General features: G+C 43.6%; 14 protein-coding genes. 3 read left to right on the forward strand and 11 right to left on the reverse strand.

The annotated features are described in order from the left end of the window. Window positions 1-61 precede the first annotated feature (61 nt). From dnaJ to gpr, 9 genes are all read right to left on the reverse strand, one after another. Entirely contained in the window at window positions 62-1,177 is a 1,116-nt protein-coding gene (gene dnaJ, locus ACE1TF_RS18000; protein ID WP_375018852.1) for a molecular chaperone DnaJ, read from the reverse strand. A gap of 132 nt (window positions 1,178-1,309) precedes the next feature. Continuing rightward, complete coding sequence (dnaK, locus tag ACE1TF_RS18005; RefSeq protein ID WP_375018854.1) at window positions 1,310-3,163, reverse strand: molecular chaperone DnaK; 1,854 nt, start codon at window positions 3,161-3,163, stop codon at window positions 1,310-1,312. 52 nt (window positions 3,164-3,215) lie between these two features. After that, entirely contained in the window at window positions 3,216-3,773 is a 558-nt protein-coding gene (grpE, locus tag ACE1TF_RS18010; protein ID WP_042401066.1) for a nucleotide exchange factor GrpE, read from the reverse strand. A 44-nt stretch (window positions 3,774-3,817) separates the two neighbouring features. After that, window positions 3,818-4,855, reverse strand: a complete 1,038-nt coding sequence (hrcA, locus tag ACE1TF_RS18015) for a heat-inducible transcriptional repressor HrcA (protein WP_042401064.1) — start codon at window positions 4,853-4,855, stop codon at window positions 3,818-3,820. A 78-nt stretch (window positions 4,856-4,933) separates the two neighbouring features. After that, window positions 4,934-6,091 carry a radical SAM family heme chaperone HemW gene (gene hemW / locus ACE1TF_RS18020; protein WP_375018857.1) on the reverse strand — a complete coding sequence of 386 codons (1,158 nt, stop codon included), beginning with the start codon at window positions 6,089-6,091 and terminating at the stop codon, window positions 4,934-4,936. 18 nt (window positions 6,092-6,109) lie between these two features. Further along, window positions 6,110-7,936: a translation elongation factor 4 gene (lepA, locus tag ACE1TF_RS18025; protein WP_375018859.1), complete on the reverse strand. Its 1,827-nt coding sequence runs from the start codon at window positions 7,934-7,936 to the stop codon at window positions 6,110-6,112. 127 nt (window positions 7,937-8,063) lie between these two features. Beyond that, entirely contained in the window at window positions 8,064-8,333 is a 270-nt protein-coding gene (locus tag ACE1TF_RS18030; protein WP_042401061.1) for a hypothetical protein, read from the reverse strand. Further along, window positions 8,330-9,469: a stage II sporulation protein P gene (spoIIP, locus tag ACE1TF_RS18035; RefSeq protein WP_375018861.1), complete on the reverse strand. Its 1,140-nt coding sequence runs from the start codon at window positions 9,467-9,469 to the stop codon at window positions 8,330-8,332. The genes ACE1TF_RS18030 and spoIIP overlap by 4 nt, the downstream gene beginning before the upstream one ends. Before the next feature lie 78 nt (window positions 9,470-9,547). Then, window positions 9,548-10,627 carry a GPR endopeptidase gene (gene gpr / locus ACE1TF_RS18040; protein WP_375018862.1) on the reverse strand — a complete coding sequence of 360 codons (1,080 nt, stop codon included), beginning with the start codon at window positions 10,625-10,627 and terminating at the stop codon, window positions 9,548-9,550. A 207-nt stretch (window positions 10,628-10,834) separates the two neighbouring features. On the opposite strand from gpr, the gene rpsT reads away from it, so the two are divergent. Together rpsT and ACE1TF_RS18050 are read left to right on the forward strand one after the other, a co-directional pair. Beyond that, window positions 10,835-11,101 carry a 30S ribosomal protein S20 gene (gene rpsT, locus ACE1TF_RS18045; RefSeq protein WP_042401058.1) on the forward strand — a complete coding sequence of 89 codons (267 nt, stop codon included), beginning with the start codon at window positions 10,835-10,837 and terminating at the stop codon, window positions 11,099-11,101. Between the two features lie 180 nt (window positions 11,102-11,281). Beyond that, entirely contained in the window at window positions 11,282-12,493 is a 1,212-nt protein-coding gene (locus ACE1TF_RS18050) for an ISL3 family transposase (protein ID WP_375018864.1), read from the forward strand. A gap of 1,046 nt (window positions 12,494-13,539) precedes the next feature. Here ACE1TF_RS18050 and holA read toward each other — a convergent pair. Further along, window positions 13,540-14,577 carry a DNA polymerase III subunit delta gene (gene holA / locus ACE1TF_RS18055; protein ID WP_042401054.1) on the reverse strand — a complete coding sequence of 346 codons (1,038 nt, stop codon included), beginning with the start codon at window positions 14,575-14,577 and terminating at the stop codon, window positions 13,540-13,542. A 344-nt stretch (window positions 14,578-14,921) separates the two neighbouring features. On the opposite strand from holA, the gene ACE1TF_RS18060 reads away from it, so the two are divergent. Continuing rightward, window positions 14,922-15,062, forward strand: a complete 141-nt coding sequence (locus ACE1TF_RS18060) for a YqzM family protein (protein ID WP_042401052.1) — start codon at window positions 14,922-14,924, stop codon at window positions 15,060-15,062. A gap of 49 nt (window positions 15,063-15,111) precedes the next feature. On the opposite strand, the gene ACE1TF_RS18065 is transcribed toward ACE1TF_RS18060, so the two are convergent. Next, window positions 15,112-17,451, reverse strand: a complete 2,340-nt coding sequence (locus tag ACE1TF_RS18065; protein ID WP_375018867.1) for a DNA internalization-related competence protein ComEC/Rec2 — start codon at window positions 17,449-17,451, stop codon at window positions 15,112-15,114. Window position 17,452: the final 1 nt, after the last annotated feature.

Genomic DNA, 17,452 nt, shown 5'->3' on the forward strand with positions numbered 1-17,452 from the left:
AACCTCCTCATCGATAAAGCTGGTTTCCTCTAGAGGAAACCAGCTTTCATCATCATTCGTGTTAATCTCCGCGAAATGCCCGTTTCACTTTATCGAAGAAGCTGTCGCTATGCTCATCAACAGTTTCTCCACTTTCATCGGCAAATTCCTTTAGTAATGACTTTTGTTTATCGGACAATTTCTTAGGTGTAATCACTCGAACCGTGATTAACTGATCACCCGTACCACGTCCGTGGACATTTGGTGCACCTTTACCTTTTAGTCGAAATTGTTTGCCCGTCTGTGTACCTGCAGGTACTTTAATCTTCACTTTCCCACTTAAAGCAGGAACTTCAATCTCATCACCAAGCGCTGCCTGTGTAAAGGTGAGTGGCATTTCACACCTTACATGATCTCCATCACGTTCAAAAAACTCATGCGGCTTCACATTGATTACAATGTATAAGTCTCCAGGAGGGCCGCCATTCACACCTGCTTCGCCTTGGCCAGCTTGTCGCATTTGTTGACCATGATCAATACCCGCAGGCACGCGTACTTTTACTTTTTTGCGTTTTTCAACGCGACCGTCGCCTCCGCACGTATTGCATTTATCTTTGATCGTTTGGCCTGATCCTTCACAACGATCACAAATTCTACGATTTACGACACGGCCAAACGGCGTGTTTTGTTCAACATTTAGTTGACCGCTGCCGCCACACCTCCCGCACGTTTCAGGCGATGTGCCTGGCTTTGCGCCTGACCCTGAACACGTTTGGCAAGATTCTTCCCGCGGAATTTCAATCTCTTCCTCTTTGCCAAAAACAGCCTCTTTAAATTCCAACGTCATTGTATACTGAAGGTCTGCTCCTTGTCGAGGTGCATTTGGATCTCGTCTGCCCCCGCCCCCGAAGAACATGTCAAAAATATCCCCAAAACCGCTGCCACCAAAATCTCCAGCACCGCCGCCGAAGCCTTGATTCGGATCGGTATGCCCAAATTGATCATAGTGGGCTTTCTTTTGAGAATCGCTTAAGGTGTCATACGCTTCTTTTACTTCTTTAAACTTCTCTTCCGCATCATCTTCTTTATTGACATCTGGATGATATTTTCTTGCAAGCTTACGGTAAGCTTTTTTTATCTCATCAGCAGATGCACCCTCACTGACGCCGAGCACTTCATAGAAGTCGCGCTTACTCATTGTCCAAATCACTCCCGTTAGTAACTACATGGCACTCATCTTACATTGGTTTAAAGATGACAGCAACAACCATCAAGAAAAAAGTCAAAGCCTAGAGAAACTGACTTTGACTTTATCTCTTGAAATGATTATCTATTGTTTGTTGTCGTCTTTTTTCTCTTCGTCGTCTTTCACTTCTTCAAAGTCAGCATCAACGACGTCTTCTTCTTGACCGGATTGCTCTTGGTTTTCAGCAGCGCCTTCTTGCTCAGCGTTTTGAGCCATTTGCTCATACATTTTCTGAGAAAGTGCATGAACGATTTCTTGGAGCTCGTCTTTCGCCGTGCGGATCACTTCAAGGTCAGTTCCTTGCAACGCCTCTTGAAGCTTCGCTTTAGCTGTTTCAGCATTTTCTTTGTCTGCAGCTTCTACATTTTCACCTAAATCTTTAATCGTTTTGTCTACGTTAAAGACGAGGCTGTCTGCTTCATTGCGAAGTTCAGCTTCTTCTTTCTTGTGTTTGTCCGCTTCCGCATTTTCTTCTGCTTGTTTTACCATGTCTTCAATCTCATCATCTGATAAACCAGAAGAAGAAGTAATGGTAATGGACTGTTCTTTGTTTGTTCCTTTGTCTTTGGCACGTACATTGACAATCCCATTCGCGTCAATATCAAAGCTTACTTCGATTTGTGGAACGCCACGAGGTGCTGCTGGAATATCGTTTAACTGGAAACGTCCAAGCGTTTTGTTATCCGCTGCCATTTCACGCTCTCCCTGTAACACATGGATGTCTACAGATGGCTGGTTGTCAGCAGCTGTCGAGAACACTTGCGACTGGCTCGTAGGAATCGTTGTGTTTCGCTCGATCAAGCGTGTAAATACGCCACCCATCGTTTCGATCCCTAGTGAAAGTGGTGTCACGTCTAGCAAGACGACATCTTTCACATCTCCAGCGAGAACACCTGCTTGCACAGCAGCACCTAGTGCTACGACTTCATCAGGGTTTACGCCTTTATGTGGATCTTTACCCGTAAGTTGTTTGATGCCCTCTTGAACAGCAGGAATTCGTGTTGAACCCCCTACAAGAATAATTTTATCAATTTCAGATGCAGAAACTCCTGAATCTTGAATCGCTCGACGCGTCGGTTCCATCGTTCTTTCAACGAGATGAGAAGAAAGTTCGTCGAATTTCGCTCGTGTAAGGTTCATTTCAAGGTGTTTCGGTCCTGAAGCGTCAGCTGTAATAAACGGAAGTGATAGTTGTGTTTGTGTCACACCTGAAAGATCTTTCTTCGCCTTTTCAGCTGTATCTTTAAGGCGTTGCATCGCCATTTTGTCTTGTTTTAAGTCAATGCCGTTCTCTTTTTTGAACTCATCAACCATGTGGTCAATAATCACTTCATCGAAGTCATCCCCACCTAGTTCGTTATCACCAGAAGTTGATTTCACTTCGAAAAAGCCATCGCCAAGTTCAAGGATGGATACGTCAAACGTACCTCCACCGAGGTCATAAACGAGGATCGTTTGATCTTCATCTTTTTCGAGTCCATAAGCGAGCGCTGCCGCTGTCGGCTCATTCACGATTCGCTCGACTTCAAGTCCAGCAATCTTTCCTGCGTCTTTTGTTGCTTGACGTTGTGAATCATTGAAATACGCCGGTACGGTAATAACAGCTTTTGAAACCGTTTCTCCAAGGTAAGCTTCTGCGTCAGACTTAAGCTTTTGGAGAATAATCGCTGAAATTTCTTGTGGTGAGTAATCTTTTCCTTCTGCTTCAACTTTATGGTCTGTTCCCATATGTCGTTTGATTGAAAGAATCGTATTCGGATTCGTGATCGCTTGGCGCTTTGCGACCTCACCTACTTGACGCTCACCATCTTTAAAGGCAACAACCGATGGTGTTGTACGATTGCCTTCTGGGTTTGGGATGACGACTGCCTCGCCACCTTCCATTACCGCTACGCAAGAATTTGTTGTTCCTAAGTCAATACCGATTACTTTACTCATTGCTATATCCTCCTTGATTCCGTTCTAAACTCAAACCATTTGTTTCTATTCGTTACGCGTTAACCTTCACCATTGCTGGGCGGATCACACGATCTTTAAGTTGATATCCCTTTTGCAGTTCTTCCACAACTTGGTTGCTTTCAAACCCTTCTTCTTCCACTTGCATAACTGCTTGATGGAAATTCGGGTCAAATGGCTCTCCTTCAGTCTTAATCTCGGTAAGACCTTCAGAGCGCAGCGATTCTTGCAGCTGCTCATACACCATTGTCATTCCTTTATGGATGCTCTCTGCCTCTTCTGATTGTGGTGCATGATCTAAAGCACGCTTGAAATTGTCCATCGCTGGAAGCAACGACTCGATAAGCTTTTGCGAGCGATACTTTGCATCGGACTCTTTTTCCATACGCGTGCGTTTGCGAAAGTTATCATAATCCGCCTGTTGCCTTAACACTTTTTGTTTAAGCTCATTTAGCTCGTTTTGAAGACGGTCTTCTTCACTTTGCTCAACTTCTTCATCCGGAACCGATTCCTCTGTGTCAGGCTCAATAATTTCAACCTCTTCTGCAGTTGGTTCTGTTTCTTCGTTTGTTTTCTTATCTTGTTCTGTCATACATTGACACCTCCAAGCCACATGAAATCACTCGGAGCATACGCCTATCCATCATGCCGATACAGTTTCGTCAAGGATGCTGACAACCCGTCGGCCATTTGTTTGATAATCCGAATGGCTCGCTCATATTCCATACGTGTCGGGCCGATAAGCCCGATAGAACCTACAGACTTTCCATCGATCGCATACGTGGCTGTTATCATGCTAATATCATCAAATAATTTCAAGTGGTTCTCCTCACCAATCTTTACGGTAAGACCACTCGTATTCGCAGAAGACAAAAATGAATATACTTCACCGCTATCTTCCAACCATTGCAACATGGCTCTCACGCGATCAACATCTTTAAATTCAGGTTGAACGAGCAAGTTCATTAAGCCGTTGTAGAAGATCTGTTCATCGTTCCCTGGCTTAAATGCACGGTGCAAAAACTGAAACATCTCTTTATAATGATGAACGTGTTTATCCAAAATCCTTTCAATTTCAACAGTCATTAGACTTTCCCATTGACCAAGTGGACTATTGGACAACTGTTCATTTAAGATGTTCACAAATTTCTCCAGATCCGTTGCACTCATGTTCTCTGGAATATCAAACGTTCGATTTTCGACATGACCAGAATCGGTCACTAAAATCGCAACCGCTTGCGATGAAGAAAGCGGGATAATTTGAATTTGCTTTAACTTCGTGTTTGATATCGCAGGCCCGAGAACGACGGAAACGTAATTCGTCATCTCCGAGAGAATTGCAGCGGTTTTTCTCATGACCGCTTCGACTTCAGAAACTTTCTGGTCAAAAAAATGTTGCACAAAATCAAGTCGTTGACTTTGAGGTTCATTGGCATATAATAGCTGGTCAACATAGAGTCGGTATCCTTGATGAGACGGAATTCTGCCTGCAGAACTATGCGGCTTAATTAAAAATCCCATCTCTTCCAAGTCAGCCATCTCATTTCGAATCGTAGCTGCGCTAAACGTCACATCAGGTCGTTTTGATATACTTCTTGAACCGACGGGCTCAGCACTTTGGACGTAGTCATCGACGATGGCTTGCAGAATGAATAACTGACGACGACTTAACATGTGTCCATCACCTCTGTTAGCACTCAATCAGTTCGAGTGCTAAATCTACTCCAAATTTATCAAATGGCTCTGTCTTTGTCAACGAATGAGATGCGTGTCTTTAGGAAGCAAAAACTTTTCAAACACCTCATTGCCGAGAAGCTGCCCTCGTTCCGTTAACCGCAAATGATTGTCGCGCCATTCAACAAGACCGTCATCAACGAGTGCAGGTAAGACGTTTCTGTACAGTTCTGCCATGTCAATGCCGTACTTTTCACGAAAACGATCGGCTCGAACCCCTCGATTTAATCGTAATCCTAAAAACATTTCTTCTTCCATTTGCTCAGTCATCGAGAGCGCTTCAGATTTTCTTGTAGGCAGCTTCTTCTCTTCAATAGACTTCAAATAGTGAGGGATCGGCCCGATGTTGCTGTACCGACTGCCGTCCATATAGCCGTGTGAACCGGCGCCCAAAGCAAGATACGGTTCGTTTTCCCAATAGAGCAAGTTGTGCCGACTTTCTTTGTTCGGCTTGGAAAAATTACTAATCTCATATTGGAGGAAACCTGCATCTGCTAAACGCTTAATGAGCCACTCATACATATCCGCTTCTTCGTCTTCATCCACCGGCGTTAGCTTTCCGGCTTTTTTCCAATTATGAAATTGTGTTTTTGGCTCAATTTTTAGCCCATAAGCGGAAATATGATCCGGATCTAAGGAAATGGCTTTTTCAACCGTCGCTTTCCACTGTTCATCCGTTTGAGCAGGCAGTGCATACATCAAGTCTATCGAGACGTTGTTAAACCCTTGATCTCGGACCCGATGAATCAATCGCTCCACATCTTCCGCTCCGTGCGTTCTCCCAATTTGTTGCAAAAGCTCAGCATCGAAAGTTTGCACTCCGATGCTCAAGCGATTCACTCCTGCTTCTTTCAATACGCGTAATTGCTCATCTGTCACCCCATCAGGGTTCACTTCCACAGTCACTTCGCTCATTTCATCCCAATAGACGCCCACTTTCTTTAGACCGAGGAACAACTGCTGCAATTGCTCACTGTTCAGGGCAGTGGGTGTTCCACCACCAACATAAAACGTATCGGCATGATACCTTCCATTTTCCACACGCCATTTGCCTTCCGTAGACAGTGCACGAATATACGCATCGACGGGTTGGCCTTCGAGAAGGACTTTATTGAAATCGCAGTAGTGACAGATCTGTTTACAAAAAGGGATGTGTACGTACAATCCTTGTTTCAAACGAGCACGTCCTTTTTGTTATTTTTGGTCGTCCATCTTCAGCACACTCATGAAAGCCTCTTGAGGTACTTCAACGTTACCGACGTTCTTCATACGACGTTTTCCTTCTTTTTGTTTTTCAAGAAGCTTTCTTTTTCTCGTAATGTCCCCACCATAACATTTGGATAGTACATTTTTTCGAAGAGCTTTAATCGTTGAACGGGCAATAACCTTATTTCCAATCCCTGCTTGCACAGGCACTTCGAATTGTTGTCTAGGAATCAATTCTTTTAGCTTATCTACAATAATCTTTCCACGTTCATACGCCATATCTCGATGAACAATAATCGACAAAGCATCGACTTTCTCACCGTTTAAAAGAATATCCATTTTGACAAGCTTAGACTCGCGATAGCCAATCATCTCGTAGTCAAAAGAAGCATATCCTTTCGTGTTCGATTTCAATTGATCAAAAAAGTCATAGACAATCTCGGTGAGTGGGAGCTCATAAACGAGATTTACACGATTTTCATCCATGTACGTCATATCAATGAAATTGCCGCGTTTCCTTTGGCACAAATCCATAACCGCACCGACGTAATCATTCGGAACCATGACGGTACTTTTCACATATGGCTCTTCCACATAATCAATTGATTGTTGGTCTGGCATGTTTGACGGGTTATCAATTTTCACCATTGAACCGTCCAATTGATGCACGTGGTAAATAACACTTGGCGCTGTTGTAATTAAGTTAATGTTGTACTCACGCTCAATGCGCTCTTGCACAATCTCCATATGCAAAAGCCCTAAGAATCCACAACGAAAACCAAACCCTAGTGCTTGTGAAGTCTCCGCTTCGTATTGCAACGCACTATCATTTAACTCAAGACGTTCAAGTGCATCCCTTAACGCATTATAATCACTCGCATCAATTGGGTATAACCCACAATAAACCATCGGGTTCATCCGCTTATAACCAGGTAATGGTTCAGGAGCTGGCTCATGGACGTGGGTAATCGTATCCCCTACCCTTGAATCCCCGACATTTTTAATGGATGCGGTAAGGAAACCAACGTCCCCTACTGTCAATTCATCTGTAGCTACTGGTTTAGGGGTCATAACCCCAATCTCTGTCACTTCAAACTCTTTACCCGTTGCCATCATGCGAATCTTATCGCCTTTTTTGACCGTTCCTTCAGCAATCCTTATGTAAGCGATAACGCCGCGATAAGAATCATAAAGCGAATCAAAGATTAACGCCTTTAAAGGGCCGTTTGGATCGCCTGAAGGTGCAGGTACTTTCTCAACCACTTGTTCAAGAATATCTGTAATGCCGATCCCGCTTTTACCGGAAGCGTGCACCGCTTCATCAGCTTCTAACCCGATCACATCTTCAATTTCTTGTTTCACACGTTCTGGCTCCGCACTTGGCAAGTCGACTTTATTAATGACCGGCAAGATTTCTAGATCGTTATCAAGAGCTAGATACACGTTCGCTAGTGTTTGCGCTTCAATTCCTTGGGAAGCATCAACAACAAGAAGTGCCCCTTCACATGCGGCTAAACTTCGTGACACTTCATAAGAGAAGTCCACATGCCCTGGGGTATCAATAAGATGGAAAATGTATTCTTCTCCGTCTTTGGCGACGTATTTCAGTTGCACAGAATTTAATTTAATCGTAATGCCTCGTTCGCGCTCCAAATCCATAGCATCGAGGAGCTGATCTTGCATTTCCCGTTCTGATACGGTTTTTGTCTGTTCTAGTATTCGGTCTGCTAACGTCGATTTCCCATGGTCAATATGGGCAATGATAGAGAAGTTCCGAATTCTTTCTTGGCGAGTCTTGCGCTCATTATTATTCATACAATCACTCCTGATTCAGGAACAAGCAACAAACGCTTTCGTTCCCGCGATGAAAACTACCCTACATTATAGCAATACCCTAGCTTAACAGCAATTCTTAAACGGTGATTCCTAAGAAAAGAAACGCTTAGCGGGGAGATCCGCCAAGCGTTTTTCCTAAATCCGAGAAAAAATTACCTGATTCTTGCTCACGCAACTGCTCTTGCCGTTCCATCAAATCTTTCGTGTCTTCAGAGCTTGCGTTTCTTTCAACCATCACTTCTTCAGATACATCTCGTTCTTCATGATATATCTCTCCCCATTGATAGTACGCATAATAATGGCCAGTAAGGATACCAGATAAAAAGAGTGTTAGTGCTGCAAAGATTGAAAGAAACCCTCGCTTCATCTTCATCATTGTTCCACTTCTCCTTCCACCTGTTCATAAATGTAGTCAGCAATAATGTCCCCTACTGCTTCAGCACTTCGATTTAATTCCTCAAAGTTGTTCTGAATGCCACCAAATTCTATGAGCATCGCGTTTGGCGATAAATCTTGATTATACACACCATCTACACCAGACCCTCCGCGTTCTAAAACCCCACGACTTAAGCCTGGGTATTCTTCTTCAATACGATAATGCATTTCTGTTGCTAGATTAAGATTTCGTTCATATTCTGGATGGTCTGTACCAACAACAAAGAACAAGCGAGCCATCGGCTCTCCATTAACCGTTGCGGTTGTAATGTCACGAGGTTGAGAGTCTCGATGAATATCTAGAAAAAATTCTAAGTTTTCATTTCGCTCAATCGCTTCAACAAGCACATCTCTTGATAAGTCATAGGATCGACTAAAATGTAAACCTTGATCAAGGAGGCTGCCATGAATATCGTCTTCGTTTACTTCGACGGGTATCCCGTGTTCTTGGAATTGCTCTCCAAGATGCTTGCCAACTTCAACAATATTGTCTTCTGTATCATAATCTTGACCATCACTATAAGGATGAAACGCTTCTCGATTGTGGGTATGCACGATATGCACAATCGCTTCTTCATCCATAAGATTTCTCTCTTCACTGTCATCTTCTGCTGGAGCGCTCTCTTCTTCATCCGTTGTCGTAAAAGCATCTGGTGGAGGTGAAGACTCAATAGACATTGTCGTTAAGTCTGTTCCTTCTCCTGCCACGACAAGACGATCGTCAAATGCCGAAAAACCAGGAATTTCTCGGCCTAAAAAAGTCCGTGGATCTTCTAAGTTCAATTGTGTTGTGAGTTCTAGCGCTACTGAAGCTACATTCAAATCCGCGATCTCGGGATTTGCTTCTAAATAATAGCGATTTTCAGAACCCATAAGATGTAAAAATAGATCACTTTGCATTTGGGATGTCCATTCATGGACAGCTGTTGACGAAAACCGGTTAAAGTTCCCTGCAGTTGTGAGCATGGCAACGATGACAAACGTAATGACAATCATTGACACGATCGCAATGAATCCTGACTGGATTTGATTTTTTGACATCGTTACAACTTGTGGGTTTCGTTGTTTAACGTGCAAGGCTTCTCCCCCCTCACGTTTCTATTCTATGAGGAGTAGAGAAGCCTAGAACTAAAACTTTCATATATGATAGATTCGTTAATGTGTATAATGACCGCTCGCTTCTTCTGTAATCGCCTCGTGCAACGCAATGTTAATCCCCTCTGCTAAAACATTGGACATATCATCCATGAACGTATCTACCTCTTTAGGGGTAACCATTAAATTGTGGCCGAGGGGATTTAGCACTTCCTGTATGAGCTGGCGTTTCTCTTCTTCTGATAACGAGCCAATGATGCCAAAATACTTTTGTTTATCATCATCCTCAAGGTTATCCTCATCGGTCAGTTTCTTTCTTTCCCCAAAGGTCATGCCTGATGGGACTAATGATTGCGCCGGTTTGTCACGGTCGTTCATCTCTCTCCCAAAATGTTTAAACAAAAAGTCGATCGTATCACTCGTAATTGACACAGCGTCTACGACAGTCGGAATGCCAATCGCGAACACCGGCACGTTGAGGGTTTGTTCATTGATTTCCTTGCGTGCATTCTGAACACCAGAGCCTGGGTGAATTCCTGTGTCAGAAATTTGCACCGTAGCGTTCACTCGTTCAATCGACCGGGCGGCAAGTGCATCGATCGCTATAACAAAATCAGGTTTTGTTTTTTCAACGGTACCAAAGATGATTTCTGACGTTTCAATGCCGGTAATCCCCATTACACCTGGGGTTAGCGCGGATACAGAGCGAAAGCCGTCATCGGTTGATTGATGACCTAACTCAAACAAATGCCTCGTAATGACAAGCTGCTCAACCGTTTTTGGACCGAGGGCGTCAGGTGTGACATCGCGATTGCCAAGTCCAACAATTAAACACGTACTGTCTTTTTTAATTCCGTGATTCGCTAAAAATGATTTTAATTCTTTACTTAACAAGTGGATGAGTTTTGATTGCATCGCTGTGTCTTTTTGCCTTAACCCAAGCGCTTCAAGTGTTAAATATCGGCCTGCTTTTTTTCCAGTAGACTCCGCAGCTTTTTCATCAATTTCAACAAACGTAATCGTAATCTCATCTTCTTCACGTTCTTCTACGTGAATGCCACTTCGGTGTCGCTCGGGTAAAATGTTTTCATCTTCTACCGCCAAATCACTGCGCGGAATGAACATACGGTCATCTTTCATCCTAATTCCCTCTCTTTTTTCGAAAGTAGTTGTATCATCTCCCTCTCTCATTGATTTATTCGCTCTTGCAACGCCGGTAAGTATTTGGTACAATTCATCTGTCATGCATTGAGGAATCAATGAACGGTCAAACATGAAGAACTTGGACTTCTAAATGAACCCAAGTTTTCTGAGAAAGTTTTAGAGCAACTTGGGGAGGTGAACGACTTGGCAAACATTAAATCAGCGAAAAAACGTATTCTTGTTAACGAGCAAAAGCGTGTGAAGAATCAAGCTTTCAAATCTGCGATGCGTACAACGATCAAGGAATTCGATAAAAAAATCGAATCCAACGATGTAGAAGGCGCGAAAGCAGTGTTCCTGCTTGCTGAACAAAAGGTAGACAAAGCGGCGAACAAAGGGCTTATTCATAAAAACAAAGCTGCCCGTAAGAAGTCCCAAATGGAACGTAAACTTAACGCAGCTGCGAAATAATGACGATTGCACAAACGACTCCTCGAGAGTCGTTTTTATTTTGGTTCAATCTATAAAAAAATGGCTCTACACTAAATGTTGGGGTGGAAAAACAACTGAGGCAAAATAAAATACGCAGGCTCCTTTGTCCTCTATACTTGAATTTGCCGAAACAAGTCATAGACAAGGAGCTGCGTATCCATGCATTTTATCACATCATTCCCGGGACTGGAAACGATGACGGTCACCGACGCTCAAATTATCGAAGACACGTGCCACTTGCACGTGGAAATGGAACGCAAGAAACATCGTTGCCCAGCGTGCGGGGAGAAGACGAACAAGCTTCATGATTACCGACTGCAGAAAATCCAACATTTGAAACTTTTTGAGCGCAATACGTTGCTGTGGTACCGGAAACGGCGGTATGTGTGTGCCTGTGGCAAGCGGATTCCGGAAGCGTGCCCAGTGGTGGAGCGCTATCAGCGCCACAGTGTGGAGTATATCCAAGCTTTAGGGTTACGCGTCATACAAGGTAAGAACTTTAAAGACACCGCAAAACAGCTGTTCACCTCTCCAACAACGGCAATGCGACGTTTTGATCAGCTCGCTCCACGGATGCTGGAAGAAGTAGTGGCGTTGCCAGAAGTGATTGCCATTGATGAGTACAAAGGTGACACGAATGGCGAACGTTTTCAAGTCCTGATTGCCAATGGAGCGACCGGTGTGCCTCTGGATATTCTGCCGGATCGAAAAGCCAAGACCCTTAAGCGCTATCTTCAGGAAAAAGGTGGGGGTGTCAAGATGGTTGTGATGGATATGAGCCCCTCCTTCAAATCCGCGGTGAATCAAGCCTTGGGTCGTCCGATCATCATTGCCGATCGTTTTCATTTCTGTCGCTATATTTATTGGGCGCTAGACCAAGTGCGGCGTCGCGTACAAAAAACGTTTCACGAGTATGATCGAAAGAAGTGCAAGCAGATGCGCCATGTCTTTCATAAGCGTCCGGAAAAGCTAAGCGAGAAGCAAACGTGGTACTTGAATCGCTACCTGGAGTTATCCGAGGAACTTCGGGAAGTCTATGGGCTGAAAAACCAGTTCCAAGCATGGTTTGACAAGCATCGGACGGGCAAGACTGAGGGTACTGACGTGTTCGCCGGCCTACAAGCTTTTTATCAAGCTGTGGAAACTTCAGCGCTGAAAGAGATGAAAAAAGCCGTAAAAACGTTGAAGAATTGGCAACCAGAAATTCTCAACAGCTTTATTTTTGGTCACACTAATGGTCCGATTGAAGGGCTGAACAACCAGACGAAGGTCATTAAGCGCAATGCGTTTGGTTTTCGCCGCTATGACCGGCTGCGTTTAAAGGTGTTATTACATCACCAATTAAAAGAGCATACAAGTCGAGTAGGATAAACAAAGGAGCAGAGGTGTGTGGCAGTCTCTCAAATTGTGCAAAATGAGAAGGGGTGTCATGGCGGAGACGCCTACGGCGGCCTGCGTAAGCAGGTTGGTTCGACATCATTATGATTCATAATGAATGTCGAACTTCCTTTTCTGTTAGCCGAAGATCCTCGCGCGAAGCGCGATAGCTGAGGCGACGCCCGTGGCAAGCGTAGCCATGACACCCCCTACACTTCTATAAAAACAACATTTAGGTTTTTCAACAGCCTCAGAGGCGTATTGTCTCTACCCCAACATTTGACTTAGAACCAAAAAAATAACGCCAACGTGAACAAATCGTTTACGTTGGCGTCTGAATGTATATATAGGATGACCCTTAAATTCCCCAAACTTGGGCTATTGTTTGTCGCTTTCCACTACAGGCCGATGCCAGCACTACAGAGCAAAAGGACAACATCCACCGTGTTTTCTATGCAGTGGAGGATCGGTCACGAGATTACTTCAAAAAACAGCGTCTTACTCTCTAAATTTCTCGTTAACATGAACCATAGGGTCCTATGTGGGGATTACAACTATATTCAGCTTTGCGATCGTACATTATCCCATCATAGAACCGCCTATGTGGGGATATAGTCTTTCTATGTGGGGATTCCTGCTAAAATTTGTTACTCATTGAGGAGAATTCCATCATAGACATGGTCTACGTGGGATTTTCTATTTATAGCTAACCAAACATTGTTATACGTTTATCAATTTCTCTTTTTCAGCGAGCTTCTGATGAGCTGCGGGGTCTCGTCTAGGTCCTGGTTCCATAGGCGTCACCGCCTTTCATTCTCATTAACTGTCTGAATGGCATCGTTTGTGTACTAGAGGTCCTTAATTGTGCCTCTGAACGCTATTCATACATTTTGGGTGTCAATGGCAGTCATCAAAACCATTCCTTACTACATCTACTGCGAACGATTAAGTCGACCTTCAATGACGTAGCACTTTAGTCTTTAACGATTGGTTTACCTTTGGTTCTTTTAGAAATTCTGTAATTCAAGTTATGCCTTTTATTATTTCGTTGCAAGCGTCCCAGGTAGCGTAGCGATATAGAGCTTGAGTGCGGTATGCTTTTCGACGAGTCCTTGCTTCATTTTGTAATCAACTTCAGCTAAATCAGACAAAGCCCGGTAAATGGCGGTGCTTTGTAAACCCTTTGCTTTATTTCGGATTTTACCGACGACAAACGGTGGCACACCAATTGTGCCTGCCATTTTTTGTTGGGAATACCCGCGATGATCCATATCCAGCACTAAGCTCATCATCCTTAGCTGCCTCGCAAGTAAAACTGTAATTTTTATCGGCTCTTCCCCACTATTCATCAGTTCATCGTACAATACGAGCGCTTTTTCTGTATTCCCTTCACTTACCCGATCAATGAGTGTGAACACATTATCTTCGAGGCTTTTGGGAACAAGTTGGTCTACCATGCTTTCGGTGATGATACCACCCTCACCTGCGAACAATGCACATTTCTCAACTTCGTTTTTTCGAATATGTAAATCGGGTGCTGTAATGGAAAGAAAATGTTCCAATGCTCTCGGTTCAAATTGTACCGTCCACTTACTAGCCAATCTATTCAACCACTCTACTTGAGCACCGTGTTCTAGAGGCGCTGCTTCAATAACGGTCGCTTGTTTTTTTAATCGCTTCACAATTTTCTTTCGCTCGTCTAATTTCTGAGACTCGACGGTAATGATAAGAATATCGTCAGACAACCCTTCCTCAACATACCGCTCCAGTTGCGATAGATCATGGTCAATCGATTCCTTTGACTTTTGACCTGTCAGGAAATACGCATGTTTGAGGACAATCACCTTTTGATTCCCAAAAAATGATGCCGTTTTCGCATCCTCAATGCCAGCTTGTACCGGGGTTTCAGTTAGATCATATTGAGAGAAGTTAAATTCTTTCTCATCCGGTGATAACACCCGATCCGTAAGCGTTTGAATTACGTCTTCAATCATGTACGCTTCTGTACCGTACAATAAGTATAGAGGTTGAAGATTCCCTTTTTGTATTTGCTCGATTGCTTTTACGTATGTGCTCATCTTATCACTCTTTCATACATACACTTCGTTAAAAATGCCATCCTATATTTAGTGTACCATCGTTTTTCTATACGGGAAAATCGAATAAAGACAGTGCGTATGATCGCACTGCCCAAAATTTATATGAACGTCGACTCGAGAGACCTAGGAACTGACAAATCGACGGTACACATCCGCATCTGTTCATTTCTTATCGTATCCTATGCCCCGAGTGATTATAGGTGACAACTCTTACTAAAAATGAGAAAAGCGACTAGAACGTATGGTTTTGTATGAATAACAATTGGTGGTGGATTTTTTTTCATGGTTGTCTTATACTTGACGAAGAATGAGGAGGGTCCGATATGAACAACGAGTTTGAAAAAGAAGTGCAAAGTAAGCGTAATGACTTTAACGATGCAATCGTAGGCGTAGGCGTATCTTTCGGTTTCTTTTCTCTAATTTTTATTATTGGTGTCGTCATTGAATTTGCTAGTCGCATGTAATGATTCAAACCACCACTCAGAAGAGCTAAATCTCATCGGTTTAGCTCTTTTATCGTTCAACGAGACTCGTTTCAACGTACCAACCGTTGTTTTTATAAGTAAATCGAATCGCACCGTGCTCATACGTGCCAAGAATTCGCACGCCCTCTTTGTTTAAACGCCCTACAACTTCATCATGAGGATGTTGAAAACGATTATTCACCCCAGCAGAGATTACAGCAACTGTAGGGTTTAGCTGCTCCAAATATACGGCAGTAGTTGACGTACGACTCCCATGATGCCCGGCTTTTAAGATGTCTGTCTTTAAGTTTGGATAACGCTCGATGACTTGCTTTTCCCCATCCTCTTCAAGATCTCCCGTAAACAGCCAACGCATGCCTCCTACATATGCATCCAACACAATGGATGCATCGTTTCGATTGTGCATTGGCCCGTCCCCTGGGTGTAACACTCGGAATATAGCCTCGCGGGACTGCCACGTGTACCCATCCGAAATTAACTGAAGCTCTACACCTTTATCCAACGCCTTTGTAATCAAAGACCGCTCCGCATCTTCGGCAATATCAACGTCCGGGAAATACATCTTATCAACAGGAAATTCCTCCAACACCGCGAACAATCCTCCGATATGGTCGTAGTCTCCATGCGAAACGATTACCTTATCAATTTTTTGAATGCCTCTTGCTTTTAAGTATGGAATGACATTTTGCCTACCCGGATCACTAGGAACCTCTCGTTCTTGCCATTCTTCTTGAGGAAATGAGATATGTCCCCCAGCGTCGATAAGATACGTCCCTTGCCTGTGCGGCAGCTCAATAAGAATGCTGTCTCCTTGACCCACATTAATAAACGTCACGGTTACACTTGAGTCGAAAGCCTTCGAATAAATCGGATAGGCGGCACATAACATAAAAACGCCAATCCCTACATAAAGCTGAATGTGTTTTCTTATTTCATACAAGTAAAACAACACGACAGCAATTGCTGTTGTTACAATCACCCACGTGACAGACACTTCCCCAAATACTGTTGTGCCGTATACACTTCCTTGCACCGAAATAAAAAAGTGGTGAATTCCTCCCAACCCCTTTGATAAAAGGTGCAACCACACGTGGGCAAGGTCATGATGAATGAGCGTAAGAAAAAACAATACCCACATCGCCGGCAAAACAATGATTGAAATGATCGGTACGTAAACGATATTTAAAATCAAACTCCATAATGAATACGAGTGGAAATAATAGATGATGAGTGGAAAGGAGAAAACTTGCGTAACGATGGCAACGTAGAGAGATTGCTTCGTTTTACTTTGGAACGAACGAAGGATGTAAATCGAAGTGATGATAGACCATGTGAGCATAAAAGAGAGCTGAAACCCCACATGAAAGATATAATATGGGTTGAAGCAAAGCATGAGGATATAGGCTGCGGAAAGTGTATGGAGAGGGTGAACATGAAAACGAAATCGCACAGCTAAAAATACGATGAGACTCATACACACTGCGCGTACGACGGATGGGGCTCCTCCTGCTAATACCGCATACAACGGTAACAATAAAAACATCATTTCTGCCGCTCGTTCTCTCGTTACGCCAAATCGGATGAATAAGAAATAGACGATGCCACTCACAATACCAATGTGCAATCCTGAGATGGCGAGCAAATGAACTAACCCTAGTTGTTGGTAAGCTTGGAGGATATCATGTTCAACTTTTGAACGATCTCCAAACAATAGAGCAGAAGCTATTCCTTGAATTCCCGCTGGGAAATGCTCTTCAATATGCTGGATGGCATAATGCCTCCATTGTTTAATGATTAGCGAATGATAGCGATCTGTATGTGTACAAACGACGTTTTCATGATCAGCAGCCATCGTCCAATGAATCCTCTGTTCATAAAGATAACGTTCATAGTTGAGGGCAGAAAAATTACGCTGACCCGATGGGACTCGCAATTCGCCTTCGAGTATACAACGTGTCCCCGGCTTTGCATCGTCTCGCCAAAACTCGAGATCCTCTTCGTTACTGAGCCTTATGAAAGATTGAATCTTTTCCCCTTCGTAAGAACGCAACAAAAACGATACTTGACTGCCGTCGATGGATACGACATCCATGATTGCACCTTCGATTCGCTTCGTATCGTCTGTAAGTACACTTTCATTCAGACGGTCTACGTTCGCCGCCCACAGCCCTGAACAAAGCGAAGATACAACAACTACTCCAATGGACAAGATTGCTTTTCTCTTAGGTAATTTAAGGATATGAAGGAAGAGGAGAACTCCAGCAGTGACTAAGAGCACGGCTGGAGTAACTGGAAGAAGAACTGCAAACATAGTAAAAGTGATGGTTACAGCAATAAGAGGAGTATGTGCGAGTAAAGATTTGAACATG

The sequence above is a fragment of the Geomicrobium sp. JSM 1781026 genome, from assembly GCF_041949955.1.
Classification (GTDB): domain Bacteria; phylum Bacillota; class Bacilli; order Bacillales; family Marinococcaceae; genus Geomicrobium_A.